Here is a 15,935-nt window from a genome sequence, read left to right on the forward strand (position 1 = left end):
CTGCGTGTGGCGCGAGGCCCGCGCCATTGCAGACATGTCCGCGTGCTTCGCACGACAGGACACGCCAGAGCTTGCAGGGAGCAAAGCCATGAGCGACCGCCGCGACGATTTCCGCGTGCGCCCCAGCGCCCCAAAGAACCGGGGCAAGGGCCAGGGGCAGAGCTTCGTTTCCAAGGTGCTCAAGCAGGCGGGCAAGGCCAGCAGCGGCAAGTCCACGGTGCGCCGTCCGGCATCGGCGCGAGGCACCGGCCAACGCCCCGGCTCGCGTCTCGGGCGCGGCCACACGGCGGCGCGCTTCGCCGGTGCGAAGCTGACGCCCATGTCCCGGCGCGTGACCATCAAGACCTTGCTGGTCAATCACCAACGGGCCAGCCCGCAATCGCTCGCCAAGCACCTGCGCTACATCGAGCGCGACGGCGTGGGCCGCGACGGCGAGCCGGGCCAAGCCTACGGGCCGCAAGCCGACACCGCCGACCTCGACGCCTTTAAGGAACGCTGTGCGGCTGACCGGCACCATTTCCGCTTCATTCTCTCGCCCGAGGATGGCGCGGAACTGGAAGACCTGCGCACCTACACGCGGCACCTCATGGGCCGCATGGAGGCCGACCTGGGCACGGGCCTCGATTGGGTGGCCGTGAACCACTGGAACACCGACAACCCGCACACGCACATCGTCGTGCGCGGGCGTGACGACACCGGCAAAGACCTCATCATCGCGGGCGACTACATCGCCGATGGCTTCCGCCACCGCGCCGCCGAGCTGGCGACCGAATGGCTGGGGCCGCGCACCGAGCTGGAGATCCAGCAGACCTTGCGGCGCGAGGTAGAGCAAGAGCGGTGGACGAGCCTGGATCGCACCTTGCAGCGCGAGGCCGGCGACGGTGGCCTGGTGCATGACGAACGGCTCAACGAACCCCGCTTGCAACGCCAACGCCTGCTGCTGATCGGCCGCCTACAACGCTTGCAGCGCTTGGGCCTGGCCGACGAGACGCAGCCCGGCACCTGGGCCGTCCATGCCGATGCGGAGAAGACCCTGCGCGCCCTGGGCGAGCGCGGCGACATCATCCGCACCATGCAGCGGGCCATGCACGGCGAGCCGCGCGAGCTGGCGGTGTTCGAGCCGGGGGACGATGGCCGAACCATCCTCGGCCGCGTGGCCGCGAAGGGGCTGGCCGACGAACTGCACGACCGGGGCTATCTGGTCATCGACGGCGTGGACGGCAAGGCGCACTACGTCGCGCTCAATGCCCGCGACGAGCTGGCGAACTATCCGGCCGGGGCCGTGGTGGAGGTGAAGGGATCGGCCGACGTGCGCGCGGCCGACAGGAACATCGCCGCGCTGGCAAGTGATGGCCTGTACCGCACCGACCATCATCTGGCCGTGGCGCAGGGTCAGGCCGCCCCCGGACGCGACCCGCAGGAGGTTGTGGCGGCCCACGTTCGCAGGCTGGAAGCCCTGCGCCGTGCCGGCATCGTGGAGCGCGTGGCCGAGGGGCTATGGAAGGTGCCGGGCGACCTGCCCGAGCAGGGCCGCCGCTACGACGCGCGGCGCCTGGGCGGCGTGGCCGTGGAGCTGAAATCGCACCTGCCCATCGAGCGGCAGGCGCGCGTGATCGGGGCCACCTGGCTCGATCAGCAGTTGATCGGCGGCTCGGGCCTGGGCGACCTGGGCTTTGGCGGCGAGGCCAGGGAGGCGATGCAGCAGCGCGCCGACTTCCTGGCCGAACAGGGGCTGGCCGAACGGCGCGGGCAGCGCGTGATCCTCGCCCGGAACCTGCTGGGCACGCTGCGCAACAGGGAGTTGGCGCAGGCCGCGAAGGGCATTGCTGCCGATACCGGCCTGGAGCATCGCCCAGTGGCCGACGGGCAGCGCGTGGCCGGCATCTACAGGCGCAGCGTCATGCTCGCCAGCGGGCGATACGCAATGCTGGATGACGGTATGGGGTTCTCGCTGGTGCCGTGGAAACCGGTAATCGAGCAGCGGCTAGGGCAGCAGATCGCCGCGACGGTGCGCGGTGCCGGGGTGTCGTGGGAAATCGGACGTCAGAAAGGACCAGCCATTTGACTCCCTGAGAAAACCCATACAGCATACTTTGCGAAGCAATATCCTAGGATCGGTTTGTCACTGGGCCGACCAGACGTTTAAGCCAATTAGCCTGCCGCTAGATTCAGCGATATATGCTTCTCGACTTGTTGAATAGCGTATTGAGTTCTGCGGCAGGGTATGCGTCAGCGAACCCGTCGAAACGGCCCTGCTCGGCGATTGTGCGTGCTGCTTGCATGAAGCCACCCCAGGCCGCGCGTGCCAATGCTCCACCCACACTGATACGCCTCACACCGAGGTCAGCGAGGTCCTGAACTGTCAGGTCGCTCGCCCAGCCGATCAGCACGTTGACGGGCTTGGGCGCAACTGCTGAAACCACCGCGCTGATCTGCTCGCGTGTCTTGATGCCTGGGGCATACAAGCAATCCGCTCCGGCGTCCGCATAGGCTTTCAGGCGCAGGATGGTGTCATCGAGGTCAGGCCGGCCCACGATGAAATTCTCCGCACGCCCGACCAACAAGGTATCGCCACCAGCAGCATCGATCGCGGCACGTGCTGCACGTATCCGTTGAGCCGACTCCCCTATCGTTCGCAGGGGAGCCTGCTGATCACCCGTCGAATCTTCGATGGAAATGCCCGCCACGCCAGTTTCCACCGCCATACGCACACTCTCGGCCACCCCGTCCGTGGTATCTGCAAACCCACTCTCGAAATCGGCGTTGACGGGCAAATCGGTGGCCTCGACCATGAAGCGCATATGCGCCAAGGTAGCATCACGAGAAAGTTGCCCATCCGCATGCGCGTGCGACCATGCGCAACCGGAACTAGTCGTCGCCAGTGCCTTAAAGCCAAGTCCTGCCAGCACGTGGGCACTGCCAGCGTCCCAGGGATTGGGCAGCACAAAGCAGCCCGACTGGTGCAACTCGCGAAAGAGCACACGCTTTTGAGAAACATTGTCGTCGGTCATGAAAGATCCTTGTCGTGGCTGCAATTCAGATTGTCTGGTCGACAGGCAGTTACGCGTGACCAGTGCAGGTCCGGCGCGGGATGAATAGCGCCAAATGGGCTCTGATATTGCGACTAATGAATCACCCAAATCGCCACGCCCATCAATAAGCAGAGAGCTACCAAGGCAAATGGCAAAATCTCAAGATATACCGCTCGCTCCTGACCATGCCCCTTCGCAAGACCAGCGGCAATCGACATCCTGACTGGCGAGAACAATCCCATCGACATACCGGAAACCTGCTGGAGGGAGGCGACAGCAGGAATGCTCAAACCGGCCTGCAATGCCAAGGCAACCTGCGATGGCAAGAACAGACTGTTCGCAGGATTACCGCTATTGGTCAGGACACCGAAAGTTCCCGACAGTACTGGGGTAAGCAGGAGCGCCTTCTCTCCAAGCGTATCGAATGTCAGAGTGGCAAATGCACCGGATATGCCCGACGCCGTCAGCACCTCGGCCATCATGGAGAACGTGAATACGGTGAGCACAGCATGCTGTCCCGTGGACCAGGCTGTTCGGACCTCCTGCCTGAGATAAGTGATCTGCCTACGAGCGATCAAAATGCACAGCGCACCCACCAAGAGCCAGCTCCCTGCGTGAAAAAATGGTGACCACGCTGGCAAGTCCTCATAGGGAGTCAACCGAGCCAGACTACTCAACAACCTCTTCGCCTCAGGCCATAACCGGACCAGTGCCAGGCCACCAATGAGGAGAACATACGGAAGCACTTTTCGAAATCCTTCTTTCGCTTGCGCGCGATTCGGACGGAAATCCAGCAGGTAGCGAACCAAGATAATGGGACCGTAAGCTGCCAATAAGGCCGTCTCCGGCCCTAAATACATAGTTCCGAGCGCCAACAAAGCCATACAGGTGCCTATCCAGGCCACTTCTCGTACGTTCTCGGTAAGAGGGGCGGCAATACCTGCTGCACGCGCCGTACGCCAGAACAGCGGCAGCCATACCGACATGAGAAGTGCAACGGGCCCCACGCAGTACACGCCCAGCAGCTCAGGTGGAATACGAGCATAAGCGGCCGCCAGAAGCGTCCCACTGCTCATCGCGCCCCAAGGAATGACGGTCTGACTCATGAGCGCAAAGATCATCAAATGCCGCGGCGCAAAGCCAAGATGGCGGATCATCATCACCGTGCCAAGCATGCCCACACCGAATCCAGTGGCAGACTCTGCGAATGGACCCAGGAGGAAGCAGGCAAAGAATACCAATCGGCGGCGGCCGATCTCCGTTCCGGACGAGCAACTAGTTTTATCCGCCGGTGCCGATGGAGAACCTGCCGGGTTGCGCGCTGCGACCTGCCAAAACAGCAAACCACCCAGAATGTATGGTGCGATGACAGCGCCGATCCATAGTCCACGCAACAAAGCGCTAAACAAGACGTTACTATCAAATGCCAGCGGCCCCCAGAACAAAGCGATCGGCACCGTGGTCGCCAGTCCCATCAGGGAGGCAGCCGTCGTACTGCATCGGCCGCTGATAATGGCTGCAAGAAGCACCAAGGTGGGCAGTGCCCACAAGAAATACGTCATGGACTCATGCTTTGGTTAGGGTTCAATGTTCGTCAAGCGAGCTGGCATTCTTCGAAAATCGAGGCAAGCCGCTCCCGATCATTACCTTGCAGAGCCAGTAACGGAGCCGGAAGGCATGGGGACGCCGCATGCCCGAGCAGTTCCGCCGCGGCCGCCACCACACGCAGGCTGCCATGCTGGCGGAACAGCGCCCAAAGTGGCTCCAGTCGCTGCGACAACTGATTCGCCTGCGAGGCATCGCCCGACAGCGCGGCGCGGGTGATCGCCAATGCGACCTCGGGAAACAGTCCACCGACCACCGAGTACCAGACGTTACAACCCGCGAGCAGGCCGGTTGCAGCAGCAGCATCGCCACTGATTCCGATGCTGACATGGGACGGGATCAGTACGCGCAGGCGCTCAACCCGCGCTGTGGCAGCACCAGGGTCCGCAGGCACCGCCGGAATTTTGATCGAACCAATATTCGGAAGTTCGGCGATACGACCATGCAGTTCATCGCTGAACTCGAAGTGCGTGGTGCCGGGGTTGTCATACACCACCAGCGGTATGGACAAGGCATGGGTCACCGTTTCATAGAGGCCAAAAACCTCCTGGGCCGATAGTTTCTGATAGGACATCGGTGCAAGAAGAACCGCCTTCGCGCCCGCCTTTTGAGCATCCTCCGCCAACTCAACCACATCCCGCGTACGTAGCGCGCTAATGCCGATGATCACAGGCACGCTGCCCGCATGCTGCACCGCGAGTCGAGCAACCCGCTTGCGCTCTGCACTATCGAGGTATGCATAGTTCCCGGTCGAACCCAGAGCACAGATGGAATCAACGCCTGCCGCAGCGAGTCGTTCGGTCAGTTGCGCGAATGCAGCTTCATCGACACGACCACCACGCAACGGGGACAAGGGAAATGCACTAAGGCCAGTAAACATGGAATGCTCCAAACTGTATTTCAAAGTGGATGTTAAAAATTCTCGCTATCTGGTAACTACCCAAGCTGCCATCTAGCCGTGCTGATGAGCGGGCATATGCGTCAAACGCTGGTGCTTTTCCTGAAGCAGAACAACAACAGTGGTAGCCACCATGAAGCCAACTGCCGCCCACAGAACGCCGCCGGGCAGTCCACGATCCAATAGAAGTCCGAACAGAAGTGGGCCGATAATGCCTCCCACATTGAATCCGGTTGAAACGATGCCGAAAGTTCGGCCCTCGGCACCTACTGGGGAAGCAGCCCGGACCAGCATGTCACGCGAGGGAGCGACTACGCCGGTCAGGAAACCTGTTATACCCAACGCAACGGCTAGCAGAACCGGCGGCAGTGGTATCTTGATTACCAGCACGACCATCAGTGCGGCCAAGCCGAAGGCCACTGCCGCTACATACCCGTGTTTATCGGTTCGGTCTGCAAGCACGCCACCTGCCAGAACCCCAAAAGCACTGGCAAACAGAAAGGCAGTCAGTGCCACGTTCGCCGTCGGCAGCGTCACGTCAAAGCCTTGAACCAGCGCCGACACTGAAAACTTTTCAATGGCCCCGGTGCTCAGACTGAGCAGGGTAAAGAGCAGTGTCAGCACTGCCAGCGCCATGACTGGCGTGGTGAGCGGACGATGTTCAGTCGGGCTGGATTTTCCCGTGCTGGTAGCAGGTTGCCCGGCCGGTAGCGGCGAGCTGATGAGCATCGCACACCATGCCAATCCTCCTGCCAGGGCCGATGCGGCAAAGGACCAGCGCGGTGACGCGGCAAGGGCCACGCTGACCATGACAACAGGCGCAAGGGCCGCGCCGAAAAATCCAGCGAAAGTATGAATGGAGAAGGCACGGCCCATGACATCAGACGGAACGCCGTGTGATAGCAGGGAGTAATCGGCGGGGTGGTAAATCCCATTCGCCACGCCAGCCAAAACCATGACGGCGAGCAGGCAGGGATAGGTGGGGAACACCGCGAGCAAGCCGAAGCTGGCCGACCCTAGCAACAGTGCCGCCATCAGCATCTTCCTGGCTCCGACTCTATCCACCAGAAACCCGAACGGCGCCTGGACCAGCCCGGTCACGATGCCGAACACGCCCATTGCAATGCCCAGTTGGACAAAGCTCACCTGCATATGATCGGGCAGCAAGGGCAACAAGGCGGGCACCGTCATGATATGGAGGTGACTCACCAGATGGGCTATGGATACTTGGGCCAGCAGCCCTCTATACGAGGATTTCATTCTTTGGTCATCACCTCATTCTTCATCGGTTCAGTTGGACAGCGCACGTAGCACGTTCGCCAATTTCTTGATGGAGACCTCCAGCTCATGCGGCGCATGGGCGGCAAATCCCATGAGGAATCCGGCCTTGTGGCGGCTTGACGCATGCAGGGCCGTCAAACCCAATAGGTCAATACCTGCGCGACGTGCCGACTCAACGGCCTGGTGCTCGGGAATATCCCGGATGAACACGCAAGGCATCTGCATGCCCCCCGCAGGTATCCGCGGTTCAACAAACTCGGCCAGGTGCTTGCGCACCAGCCGGACCAGCACGTCGCGCCGTTCGGCATACACGGCCCGCATCGTGCGGACATGAGCCCCGTAGTGACCGCCCTCGATGAAACGCGCCAGCGTGAGTTGCGGTATCGGCGCGCTGTGGCCGTCCAACAGGGTGCGAGCCACGGTCATGGGTGCTACGAGCGATGTCGGCAGCACCATGTAGCCGATACGAAGGCCCGGAAACAGCGATTTCGTGAAGGTGCCGATGTAGATCGTCCGCTCATGCGGATCGAGTCCCTGGACGCAAGCCGTAGGCTTGCCCGCGTAGTGGAACTCGCTGTCGTAGTCGTCCTCTATGATCCAGCTCTGGTGCTGCCTTGCCCATTCGATGACGGCCAGTCGCCTGTCCAACGCCAGTGTTGCCCCTGTTGGAAACTGGTGTGATGGCGTCAGAAACACCGCTTTGGGCTGCTCACCCGGAGCGGTCGCCGCCTGGGTCAGGTATTCCACTCGCAAGCCGTCGGCATCAAGCGGTACAGGCACGCATTGCAGCCCTGCGGCATCGAATGCCTTGCGTGCGCCGTGGTACACGGGGTCTTCAATGAATATCCGTTCACCGGCATCGAGCAGCACGGTGGAGCACAGAGTCAGGGCCTGCTGCGAACTGGTCAGCACCAGCACACGCTCAGGTGTTGCTCGCGCACCGCGTTCGAGATTGACGTAATCGGCGATGGCGCGCCGCAACGGCTCCATACCCTGTGGCGGGCTGTGCAACAGCGCCGAGGTGCCGTACTCCTTCAACACCTGACGCTCCAGCCGCTCCCAGGTTGGGAGCGGAAAGCTGCGCGTCTCCGGGACGCCAGGCGCAAACGGCCGAGGCGTCAGAAAATCTCGCACACCGCCACTCTTGAACATCGCAGCCCCGCGCTGACTGAGGCGAGGCGTGCCGGTGTTATCTCCCTTGGGCCGCGCTTTTCCCCGGCCGGGTAAACGTTGTGCCCGTTCGGACACGAAGCTGCCACTGCCTACACGCCGTTCGATGAAGCCCTCGGCATGCAATTGGGTATAGGCCGACTCGATCGTATCGCGGGAAACCTCCAACGACTTGGCCAGCGCACGTGACGCAGGCAGTGGCCTGCCGACGTCGAGTGCACCGTCGAGGATCAGCTGGCGGATACCCCGCTGAATGCGCGCATGCAAAGGCAGCGCGCCATGCGCCGGGTCGCTGATCCATGCCTTGACGGATTCAAGTTGAGCATGCTTGAACAATTGGCCGGTATCTCTAAGTAAAAGTGGTGGGGAACATCCGTCCATTTTAGAGCTATAAATCAATCCCGTAAACACATCAACCCTATTTGGGAGTCAGCGTCACGCCATGTCATCCGCCCCATCACGCTCGCCCGTTCGTTGGAACGACCTTACCCATCCTGTCGTAGCTGGCCTGATCTCGGTCATCGTCAACTACGGTGGTACGTTCATTCTGGTGTTCCAGGCTGCCAAGGTGGCCGGTCTGAGCCCCGAGCTGACAGCTTCGTGGGTCTGGTCGATTTCGATTGGCGTGGGTGTGACGGGGATCTTCCTGAGCTGGATCTCCCGTGAGCCGATCATCACCGCCTGGTCCACACCGGCAGCGGCATTCCTGGTCACCGCGCTGGCGACCACGCCCTACGCGGAAGCGGTCGGTGCCTATCTGGTCTCGGCTGCCGCGTTCGTGGTGCTCGGGCTGTCCGGCTGGTTCGAGCGGGTCATCCGCATGATCCCGCCGGGCGTGGCCGCCGGGCTGCTGGCCGGCATCCTGCTCCAGTTCGGCATCGGTGCCTTTGGCGGCATGACCGTCGATCCACTGCTCGCAGGGCTGCTGATCGTGTCCTACGTGGTGTTCAAGCGCTTCAGCGCGCGCTATGCGGTGGTGGGCATCCTGGTGCTGGGGCTGGCCTTCCTGCTGGCCCAGGAGCGTGTCGATCTGTCCGGGCTGAGGCTGGAGCTGGCTACGCCGATCTTCACCATGCCCGCGTTCTCGCTCAATGCCCTGCTGAGCGTAGCCTTGCCGCTGTTCCTGATCACCCTGACCGGGCAGTACATGCCCGGCATGCTGGTGCTGCGCAACGACGGCTTCAAGACCAGCGCCAACCCCATCGTGACGGTCACAGGGCTGGGTTCGCTGTTGATGGCGCCGTTCGGCTCACACGCCTTCAACATCGCCGCCATCACAGCCGCCATCGCCACGGGTAGAGAAGCTCACGAAGACCCGTCCAAGCGCTGGATCGCCGGCATCGCCGCAGGCATCTTCTACGTGCTGGTCGGGGTGTTCGGGGTCACGCTCGCCGCGGTGTTCATGGCCTTCCCGGCGACCTTCATCACCACGTTGGCCGGCCTGGCGCTGCTGGGCACGATCGGCGGCAGCCTCGCCAGTGCGCTGATCGATCCCAAGACCCGCGAAGCATCGCTCATCACCTTCCTGGCCGCTGCCGCCAACATCAACTTGCTTGGCATTGGTAGCGCCTTCTGGGGACTGGTGATCGGTCTGGTGGCCTACGCCGTGCTCAACGGGCGATTGCCCCAACCGGCGCCCAAGCCTGCCGTCACCCCGAAGCCCACCAGCGAGAGGGTAAGCTGATGATCGAGCCTTCCGACACCCAAACCCGGCACGACCAGCACGGCCGCTATCCCGAGGCCACCAAGGTCGAGGACTTCCGGCACAACTTGGCTGCGGTGCAGACGCGTATCGACCTGGCCTGCCACCGCGCCGGCCGCGAACTGGCAACCGTACGCCTGCTGCCAGTCAGCAAGACCAAGCCCGAAACCAGCTTGCGCCTGGCCTACGAGGCAGGTTGCCGGACGCTGGGCGAGAACAAGGTGCAGGAAGCCCATCAGAAGTGGGAAGCGATGCAGGACCTGACCGACCTGCAATGGTCGGTCATCGGCCACCTGCAAACCAACAAGGCCAAGCTGGTGGCGCGCTTCGCCAGCGAGTTCCAGGCGCTGGACAGCCTGCGGGTTGCTGAGGCGCTGGACCGCCGCTTGCAGATTGAAGGGCGCTCGCTGGATGTGTTCGTGCAGGTCAACACCTCTGGCGAAGCCAGCAAGTACGGCTTGAGTCCGGAGGACGTACCCGCCTTTCTCCAGGCGCTGCCTGCGTTCTCGGCCCTGCGTGTGCGCGGGCTGATGACACTGGCGTTGTTCTCCAGCGAAGCCGAGCGGGTACGCCAGTGCTTCATCCTGCTGCGCAACCTGCGCGACCGACTGCGACAGAGCGCACCCGCCAGCATCGGACTGGATGAACTGTCGATGGGCATGTCCGGGGACTTCGAGATCGCCATCGAGGAAGGCGCCACGGTCGTGCGCGTCGGGCAGGCGATTTTCGGCGCTCGCCACACGCCAGACGACTACTACTGGCCTAACTACAACCATTCAAAGGAAACGCTCTTATGAGTGTCGAGACAGCCTCCTCCTTAGTTCGCGACGTGCGGCCCGACGACGAACCCGCCTGGCGACGGCTTTGGGCGGGCTACAACGCCTTCTACGAAACCAGCGTCGCCCCGGAAATCACTTCCCTGACCTGGCAGCGGATTCTGAACCCCGCTGCGCCAGTGCTGGGCCGTCTCCTGGAGGTTGAAGGCCAGCTCGCCGGATTCAGCGTCAGCGTCCTGCATGAAGGCACATGGGTGTCGAGTGCCGTCTGCTACCTGGAGGACTTGTTTGTCGATCCCGACTACCGGGGCCGGGGCCTTGGCCGGATGCTGATCCAGGACCTGGTTGATTGCGGCAAGGCGCGCAACTGGTCCACGTTGTATTGGATGACGCGGCGCGACAACCCGGCACGGCGTCTCTACGACGAATTCGTGCAAGCCGACGATTTCGTTCGATATCGGCTGCCTCTTTAGGCCATCGGTCACACCACCGAAGGAATTTCATCATGAACAAGACCGCCATCGCCATCCGGCACCTTCACTTTGAAGACCTCGGCACACTGGAGCCGGTGCTTCAGGCACGTGGCTACACCGTGCGCTATCTGGATGCGGCTGCCGGCGACCTGCGGGCCGCAGACACTGCGAGGGCTGATTTGCTGGTGGTGCTGGGCGGGCCCATTGGCGCCTGCGATGAGGGCATCTACCCCTTCATCGAAGACGAGCTGGCCATCATTGCCCAGCGGCTGGAAAGCCGCCAGCCGTTGCTCGGCATCTGCTTGGGTGCGCAACTGATTGCCCGCGCGCTGGGAGCCGGCGTCGCCGGCATGGGCGTGAAGGAAATCGGCTTCTCGCCGCTGGCGCTGACCCCGGAGGGGGAAGCATCCCCGCTGGCAGCGCTGGGCGGTGTACCGGTGCTGCATTGGCACGGCGACCGCTTTGACATCCCCATCGACGCCACGCGGTTGGCGGGCACGGCGATCTGCGACAACCAGGCGTTCAGCATCGGCTGCCACGTCCTGGCACTGCAATGCCACCTGGAAGCAGACCCCCGACAGATCGAGTCCTGGCTGGTCGGCCATGCTGGCGAGTTGTCACAGGCCGGTATCGACCCCCGCACACTGCGCAGCGAGGCCCAGTCACTGCAAACGCGGCTGCCAATGGCAGCCGAGGCGGTATTCAACGCCTGGTTGGATGCGTGCGAGTCCGTAGCGGCGGAGGGCTCATGACCAAGGATTCATCCCCGTCAAGTCGCCCCCTATCGGTGGATGTCGTCTCCGTGCAGTCGCAGGTGGTCTATGGCCGGGTGGGAAACAACGCGGCCATTCCGACACTGGAGGCGCTGGGACTGTCGGTGGCGGCGGTGCCCACCGTGGTATTGAGCAATATCCCGCACTACCCGACGATGCACGGTGGGGCGTTGCCCATAGAGTGGTTCGACGGCTACTTGCAGGATCTGTCGGCACGCGGCGCCCTGCACGCCCTGCGCGCAATCCTGGTGGGCTACCTGGGCAATCCGGCACAGGCACAGGCCCTGGCGAACTGGATGCAGGCGCTGCTGCCACAACAAGCTGGCCTGCGCATCGTCATCGACCCGGTGATCGGGGACCACGACCACGGCATCTATGTCGATCCCCAACTGGCAGATTCCTACCGCAAAGACCTGCTGCCGCTGGCCGATGGACTGACCCCCAACGGCTTCGAGCTGGCACACCTGACGGGAATGGTGACCAACGATCTGGAAGGCGTGGTGGCCGCTGCTCGGACCTTACTGACCGGTCGTACCCAATGGGTTGCGGTGACCAGCGCCGCCCCCGAGACCTGGGCGGCAGGAGAGATGCAGGTCGCCCTGGTGAACCGCGCGCATGCCTATGTGATCACGCACCCACGCATCGACGCTGCGCCCAAAGGCACCGGCGATCTGTTCTGCGCGACCCTGACCGCGCACTGGCTCAAGGGTGACTGTCTGGAGACAGCCGCCCGGAAGGCATGTCACCGAGTCGTGCAGGCGGTTCAACACACCGAACGGGCGCAATGCGCCGAGCTGCTACTGCCGCCAATGGACGGCAGCCTGGATAACAACGGAAGGATTCGCATCCGCGAACTGACCTTCTCACGCGATGAATCCAAATTGAAACCTTTGAGGACTTCCCCATGCGACCTGCCACTTCCCACTTGATGCGGGCCTATGCCCGCCAGCCTGTGTCCTTCGTGCGTGGAAGCGGCGCGCGACTTTGGGACGAACAAGGCGTGGAGTACCTGGACGCCATTGCCGGTGTCGCAGTGACGAGCCTGGGGCATGCGCACCCGGAGATAGCCGCCGTCATCGCGGAACAGGCCGGGATGCTACTGCATACGTCCAATGTCTTTCGCATCGATTGGCAGGAGCGGTTGGGAGAGCGTCTGTGTGCGCTGACGAGCATGCAGAGGGCTTTCTTCTGCAACTCAGGCGCTGAGGCCAACGAAGCGGCGCTTAAGCTGGCAAGGCTGCACGGCCATCGCAAGCAGGTTGCCGAGCCGAAGATTCTGGTGATGGAGAACGGCTTTCATGGCCGTACCATCGCAACGCTGTCCGCCACCGGCAACCCCGCGAAACAGCAGGGCTTCGAGCCGCTGTTGCCCGGCTTTCTGCGCGTGCCTTATGACGACATCGAAGCGGTACGCCAAATGGCGGCCAATGCGCCCGGCATCGTGGCGGTGCTCATCGAGCCGGTACAGGGCGAAGGCGGTATCCGCGTTGCCAGCGCCGACTACCTGCGTGATCTGCGCGCGCTGTGCGATCAGCAGGACTGGCTGTTGATGCTTGATGAAATTCAGGCAGGGATGGGCCGCACGGGTGCCTGGTTCGGTCACCAGCATGCGGGCATCACGCCAGACGTGATGACGGTGGCGAAGGCGCTGGGCAACGGCTTTCCCATCGGTGCCTGCCTGGCGCGCGGCGCGGCAGCCGATCTGTTTTCTCCAGGGCAGCACGGCTCGACCTTCGGCGGCAACCCGCTGGCCTGCCGGGTGGGCTGCACCGTGCTCGACCTCATGACCCGCGACAAGCTGCCCGAGCGCGCCGGTGTGCTCGGCACGCGCCTGCTCACGGGATTGCGCAAGGCATTGAGTGGCCATCCGAACGTCACTGCGATCCGGGGCCAAGGACTGATGATCGGTATCGAGATGAATCAGCCCTGCAAAGAGCTAGTCGGCCGCGCACTGGCCGAGCAACGCCTTCTCATCACCGTGACCCGCGACACCACCATCCGGCTCCTGCCGCCGCTGATTTGCGACGAAACCCAGATCGACGACATCGTGGTCCGCGTATCCCGGCTCCTGTCGGTGAGTGCCCTGGATGGGGCAGCGCCGACACCCAGTACCACCCAGCAGGAGCTGACGTCATGACCGTGACCCCGACCTACCAGCAACCCGACACGGAAGGCTTCTTCGGCCGCTTCGGCGGGAGCTTCATCAGCGAGACCCTGGCGCAAGCAGTCGAGGAGCTGGTGGCCGCCTGGCAGCGCTACCGCGACGATCCCGCGTTCATCGCCGAATACGAGGAAGAACTGGCCGATTACGTCGGCCGTCCCTCGCCGATCTACTACGCCCGGCGTCTGAGCGAGGAAACGGGCGGTGCCCGCATCTTGCTCAAACGCGAAGACCTCAACCATACCGGCGCCCACAAGATCAACAACGTGATCGGACAGGCCATGTTGGCGCGGCGCATGGGCAAGCGGCGCATCATCGCCGAGACCGGCGCGGGCCAGCATGGCGTGGCCACTGCGACGATCTGCGCGCGCTACGGCCTGGAATGCGTGATCTACATGGGCAGCGAGGACATCGAGCGGCAACGCCCCAATGTCCAGCGCATGGCGCTGCTCGGCGCAACCGTGATCCCTGTCGCCTCCGGCAGCCGCACGCTCAAGGACGCGATGAACGACGCGATCCGCGATTGGGTCAGCAACGTCGATGACACCTTCTACCTGATCGGATCGGTCGCGGGCATGCACCCGTATCCGACGATGGTGCGCGACTTCCAGACCGTGATCGGCAAGGAGTGCCTGACCCAGATGCCGGCACTGTTCCAGCGCCTGGGCATGGCGAAGGAGCACCCCGATGCGGTGATTGCTTGCGTGGGTGGCGGCAGCAACGCCATCGGCATCTTCCATCCGTACATTGAACACGAGAGCGTGCGCCTGATCGGTGTCGAGGCGGCGGGCCTGGGACTGGACACGGGCCGGCATGCCGCATCGCTTCAGTGCGGCAGTCCCGGTGTCCTGCATGGTAGCCGCTCGCTCATCCTCCAGGACGACAACGGACAGGTGCAGGAAACCCACAGCATCAGCGCCGGGCTGGACTACCCCGGCGTCGGACCGGAACACGCCTGGCTGAAGGAGATTGGCCGCGCCGAGTACGTCGGTGCAACCGACGACGAGGCGCTGCACGCCTTCCATCAACTGAGCCGCACGGAAGGCATCATTCCCGCGCTCGAAGCCAGTCACGCCGTAGCCCATGCCATCAAGCTGGCGGCCACCTTGCCCAACGAGCAGGCCCTGCTGGTCAACCTGTCCGGCCGGGGCGACAAGGACATGGAGACGGTCATGGCGCAGGCCGACGCGTCTGGAGGAAAGCCATGACCCGGCTCGATCCCACCTTCCGGCATCTGCGGCGAGAGGGGCGCAAGGCGTTGATCCCCTATGTCACCGCGGGCTACCCCGGCGTGGACATCACCCCGGCGCTGATGCACGTGCTGGTCGAGGCCGGTGCCGACGTCATCGAACTGGGCGTGCCGTTCTCTGATCCATCGGCAGACGGTCCCACGATCCAGGCGGCCAGCGAGCACGCCCTGCGCCAGGGCATCGGGCTGCCGCAGGTGCTCGACCAGGTCCGGCGCTTCCGCGAATCGGACACTGAGACCCCGGTGGTGCTGATGGGCTATGCCAACCCCATCGAACGCTATGACCTGTTACGTCAGCCGGGCGCCTTCGCCAAGGACGCAGCCAAAGCCGGAGTGGATGGCGTACTGGTTGTCGATTACCCGCCCGAAGTATCTGCTGACCTCGCGGCGCAGCTACGTCAGCACGGCCTCGATCTGATCTTCCTGCTTGCGCAAACCTCTACCGAGCAGCGCATCCGCCAGGTCGCCAAGCGGGCCGGTGGCTACGTCTATTGCGTGTCCATCAAGGGCGTTACCGGCGCTACCACACTCGACATGGCAAGCGTGCGTGACACGCTGACCCGCATCCGCCGTCATGTGCGCATCCCTGTCGGGGTCGGGTTCGGTATCCGCGATGCCAGCACCGCCCGGGCGGTTGCCCAGGTCGCCGACGCCGTGGTGATCGGCTCCTGGCTGATCGAGAGCCTGGCCGGCAAACCGGCGGCCGAAGCGCTGGCCGCGGCCAGCGACCTGATCCGCGATGTGCGCCGGGAACTGGACAAAGACGTGCCGGAACAAGACCCAATCCCAAACCCCAAGCATTCCAACACCTAGGA

At 63.3% G+C, this 15,935-nt stretch carries 14 protein-coding genes; 9 read left to right on the forward strand and 5 right to left on the reverse strand.

Annotation, left to right across the window (positions count from 1 at the left end; all coding sequences use genetic code 11):
• The first annotated feature begins 88 nt into the window (after positions 1 to 88).
• On the forward strand, positions 89 to 2,065 hold the full coding sequence (locus tag J5X93_RS27005; RefSeq protein ID WP_124014587.1) for a relaxase/mobilization nuclease and DUF3363 domain-containing protein: 1,977 nt from the start codon (positions 89 to 91) through the stop codon (positions 2,063 to 2,065).
• A 103-nt stretch (positions 2,066 to 2,168) separates the two neighbouring features.
• On the opposite strand, the gene J5X93_RS27010 is transcribed toward J5X93_RS27005, so the two are convergent.
• From J5X93_RS27010 to pdxR, 5 genes are all read right to left on the reverse strand, one after another.
• On the reverse strand, positions 2,169 to 3,011 hold the full coding sequence (locus J5X93_RS27010; protein ID WP_124014586.1) for an isocitrate lyase/PEP mutase family protein: 843 nt from the start codon (positions 3,009 to 3,011) through the stop codon (positions 2,169 to 2,171).
• A gap of 113 nt (positions 3,012 to 3,124) precedes the next feature.
• Positions 3,125 to 4,594, reverse strand: a complete 1,470-nt coding sequence (locus J5X93_RS27015) for an L-lactate permease (RefSeq protein ID WP_124014585.1) — start codon at positions 4,592 to 4,594, stop codon at positions 3,125 to 3,127.
• 32 nt (positions 4,595 to 4,626) lie between these two features.
• Positions 4,627 to 5,517 (reverse strand): dihydrodipicolinate synthase family protein, encoded by an 891-nt coding sequence (locus J5X93_RS27020; RefSeq protein ID WP_124014584.1) that lies wholly within the window; start codon positions 5,515 to 5,517, stop codon positions 4,627 to 4,629.
• Positions 5,518 to 5,589: 72 nt separating this feature from the next.
• The gene (locus tag J5X93_RS27025; RefSeq protein WP_124014583.1) at positions 5,590 to 6,795 is read right to left on the reverse strand and encodes an MFS transporter; all 1,206 of its coding nucleotides are present in this window, start codon (positions 6,793 to 6,795) and stop codon (positions 5,590 to 5,592) included.
• A gap of 30 nt (positions 6,796 to 6,825) precedes the next feature.
• On the reverse strand, positions 6,826 to 8,322 hold the full coding sequence (gene pdxR, locus J5X93_RS27030) for a MocR-like pyridoxine biosynthesis transcription factor PdxR (protein ID WP_124014582.1): 1,497 nt from the start codon (positions 8,320 to 8,322) through the stop codon (positions 6,826 to 6,828).
• 106 nt (positions 8,323 to 8,428) lie between these two features.
• Between pdxR and J5X93_RS27035 the strand changes: the two genes are divergently transcribed.
• The 8 genes from J5X93_RS27035 to trpA are packed head-to-tail and all read left to right on the forward strand — an operon-like array spanning position 8,429 to position 15,933.
• Positions 8,429 to 9,670 carry a benzoate/H(+) symporter BenE family transporter gene (locus J5X93_RS27035; RefSeq protein ID WP_250034997.1) on the forward strand — a complete coding sequence of 414 codons (1,242 nt, stop codon included), beginning with the start codon at positions 8,429 to 8,431 and terminating at the stop codon, positions 9,668 to 9,670.
• Positions 9,670 to 10,485: a YggS family pyridoxal phosphate-dependent enzyme gene (locus J5X93_RS27040; RefSeq protein WP_124014580.1), complete on the forward strand. Its 816-nt coding sequence runs from the start codon at positions 9,670 to 9,672 to the stop codon at positions 10,483 to 10,485. The genes J5X93_RS27035 and J5X93_RS27040 overlap by 1 nt, the downstream gene beginning before the upstream one ends.
• The gene (locus J5X93_RS27045; RefSeq protein ID WP_124014579.1) at positions 10,482 to 10,937 is read left to right on the forward strand and encodes a GNAT family N-acetyltransferase; all 456 of its coding nucleotides are present in this window, start codon (positions 10,482 to 10,484) and stop codon (positions 10,935 to 10,937) included. The genes J5X93_RS27040 and J5X93_RS27045 overlap by 4 nt, the downstream gene beginning before the upstream one ends.
• Positions 10,938 to 10,969: 32 nt before the next feature.
• Positions 10,970 to 11,689, forward strand: coding sequence for a glutamine amidotransferase (locus J5X93_RS27050; protein ID WP_124014578.1), 720 nt, complete (start codon positions 10,970 to 10,972; stop codon positions 11,687 to 11,689).
• A complete protein-coding gene (gene pdxK, locus J5X93_RS27055) occupies positions 11,686 to 12,639 on the forward strand; it encodes a pyridoxine/pyridoxal/pyridoxamine kinase (protein WP_250034995.1) in 954 nt (317 codons plus the stop codon). Before J5X93_RS27050 ends, pdxK begins: the two co-directional genes overlap by 4 nt.
• Entirely contained in the window at positions 12,615 to 13,847 is a 1,233-nt protein-coding gene (locus J5X93_RS27060) for an aspartate aminotransferase family protein (protein ID WP_124014576.1), read from the forward strand. The genes pdxK and J5X93_RS27060 overlap by 25 nt, the downstream gene beginning before the upstream one ends.
• Entirely contained in the window at positions 13,844 to 15,079 is a 1,236-nt protein-coding gene (trpB, locus tag J5X93_RS27065) for a tryptophan synthase subunit beta (RefSeq protein ID WP_124014575.1), read from the forward strand. Before J5X93_RS27060 ends, trpB begins: the two co-directional genes overlap by 4 nt.
• Complete coding sequence (gene trpA / locus J5X93_RS27070) at positions 15,076 to 15,933, forward strand: tryptophan synthase subunit alpha (protein ID WP_124014574.1); 858 nt, start codon at positions 15,076 to 15,078, stop codon at positions 15,931 to 15,933. The genes trpB and trpA overlap by 4 nt, the downstream gene beginning before the upstream one ends.
• The last annotated feature ends 2 nt before the right edge of the window (positions 15,934 to 15,935 follow it).

The organism is Pseudomonas sp. BYT-1 (assembly GCF_023611805.1).
Classification (GTDB): Bacteria; Pseudomonadota; Gammaproteobacteria; order Pseudomonadales; family Pseudomonadaceae; genus Aquipseudomonas; species Aquipseudomonas guariconensis.

What these genes read in the sequence shown, in the direction of transcription:
- J5X93_RS27005 (WP_124014587.1), top strand. Translation starts at nt 89, where the DNA reads ATGAGCGACCGCCGCGACGATTTCCGCGTGCGCCCCAGCGCCCCAAAG.
- J5X93_RS27010 (WP_124014586.1), bottom strand. Translation starts at nt 3,011, where the DNA reads ATGACCGACGACAATGTTTCTCAAAAGCGTGTGCTCTTTCGCGAGTTG.
- J5X93_RS27015 (WP_124014585.1), bottom strand. Translation starts at nt 4,594, where the DNA reads ATGACGTATTTCTTGTGGGCACTGCCCACCTTGGTGCTTCTTGCAGCC.
- J5X93_RS27020 (WP_124014584.1), bottom strand. Translation starts at nt 5,517, where the DNA reads ATGTTTACTGGCCTTAGTGCATTTCCCTTGTCCCCGTTGCGTGGTGGT.
- J5X93_RS27025 (WP_124014583.1), bottom strand. Translation starts at nt 6,795, where the DNA reads ATGAAATCCTCGTATAGAGGGCTGCTGGCCCAAGTATCCATAGCCCAT.
- J5X93_RS27035 (WP_250034997.1), top strand. Translation starts at nt 8,429, where the DNA reads ATGTCATCCGCCCCATCACGCTCGCCCGTTCGTTGGAACGACCTTACC.
- J5X93_RS27040 (WP_124014580.1), top strand. Translation starts at nt 9,670, where the DNA reads ATGATCGAGCCTTCCGACACCCAAACCCGGCACGACCAGCACGGCCGC.
- J5X93_RS27045 (WP_124014579.1), top strand. Translation starts at nt 10,482, where the DNA reads ATGAGTGTCGAGACAGCCTCCTCCTTAGTTCGCGACGTGCGGCCCGAC.
- J5X93_RS27050 (WP_124014578.1), top strand. Translation starts at nt 10,970, where the DNA reads ATGAACAAGACCGCCATCGCCATCCGGCACCTTCACTTTGAAGACCTC.
- pdxK (WP_250034995.1), top strand. Translation starts at nt 11,686, where the DNA reads ATGACCAAGGATTCATCCCCGTCAAGTCGCCCCCTATCGGTGGATGTC.
- J5X93_RS27060 (WP_124014576.1), top strand. Translation starts at nt 12,615, where the DNA reads ATGCGACCTGCCACTTCCCACTTGATGCGGGCCTATGCCCGCCAGCCT.
- trpB (WP_124014575.1), top strand. Translation starts at nt 13,844, where the DNA reads ATGACCGTGACCCCGACCTACCAGCAACCCGACACGGAAGGCTTCTTC.
- trpA (WP_124014574.1), top strand. Translation starts at nt 15,076, where the DNA reads ATGACCCGGCTCGATCCCACCTTCCGGCATCTGCGGCGAGAGGGGCGC.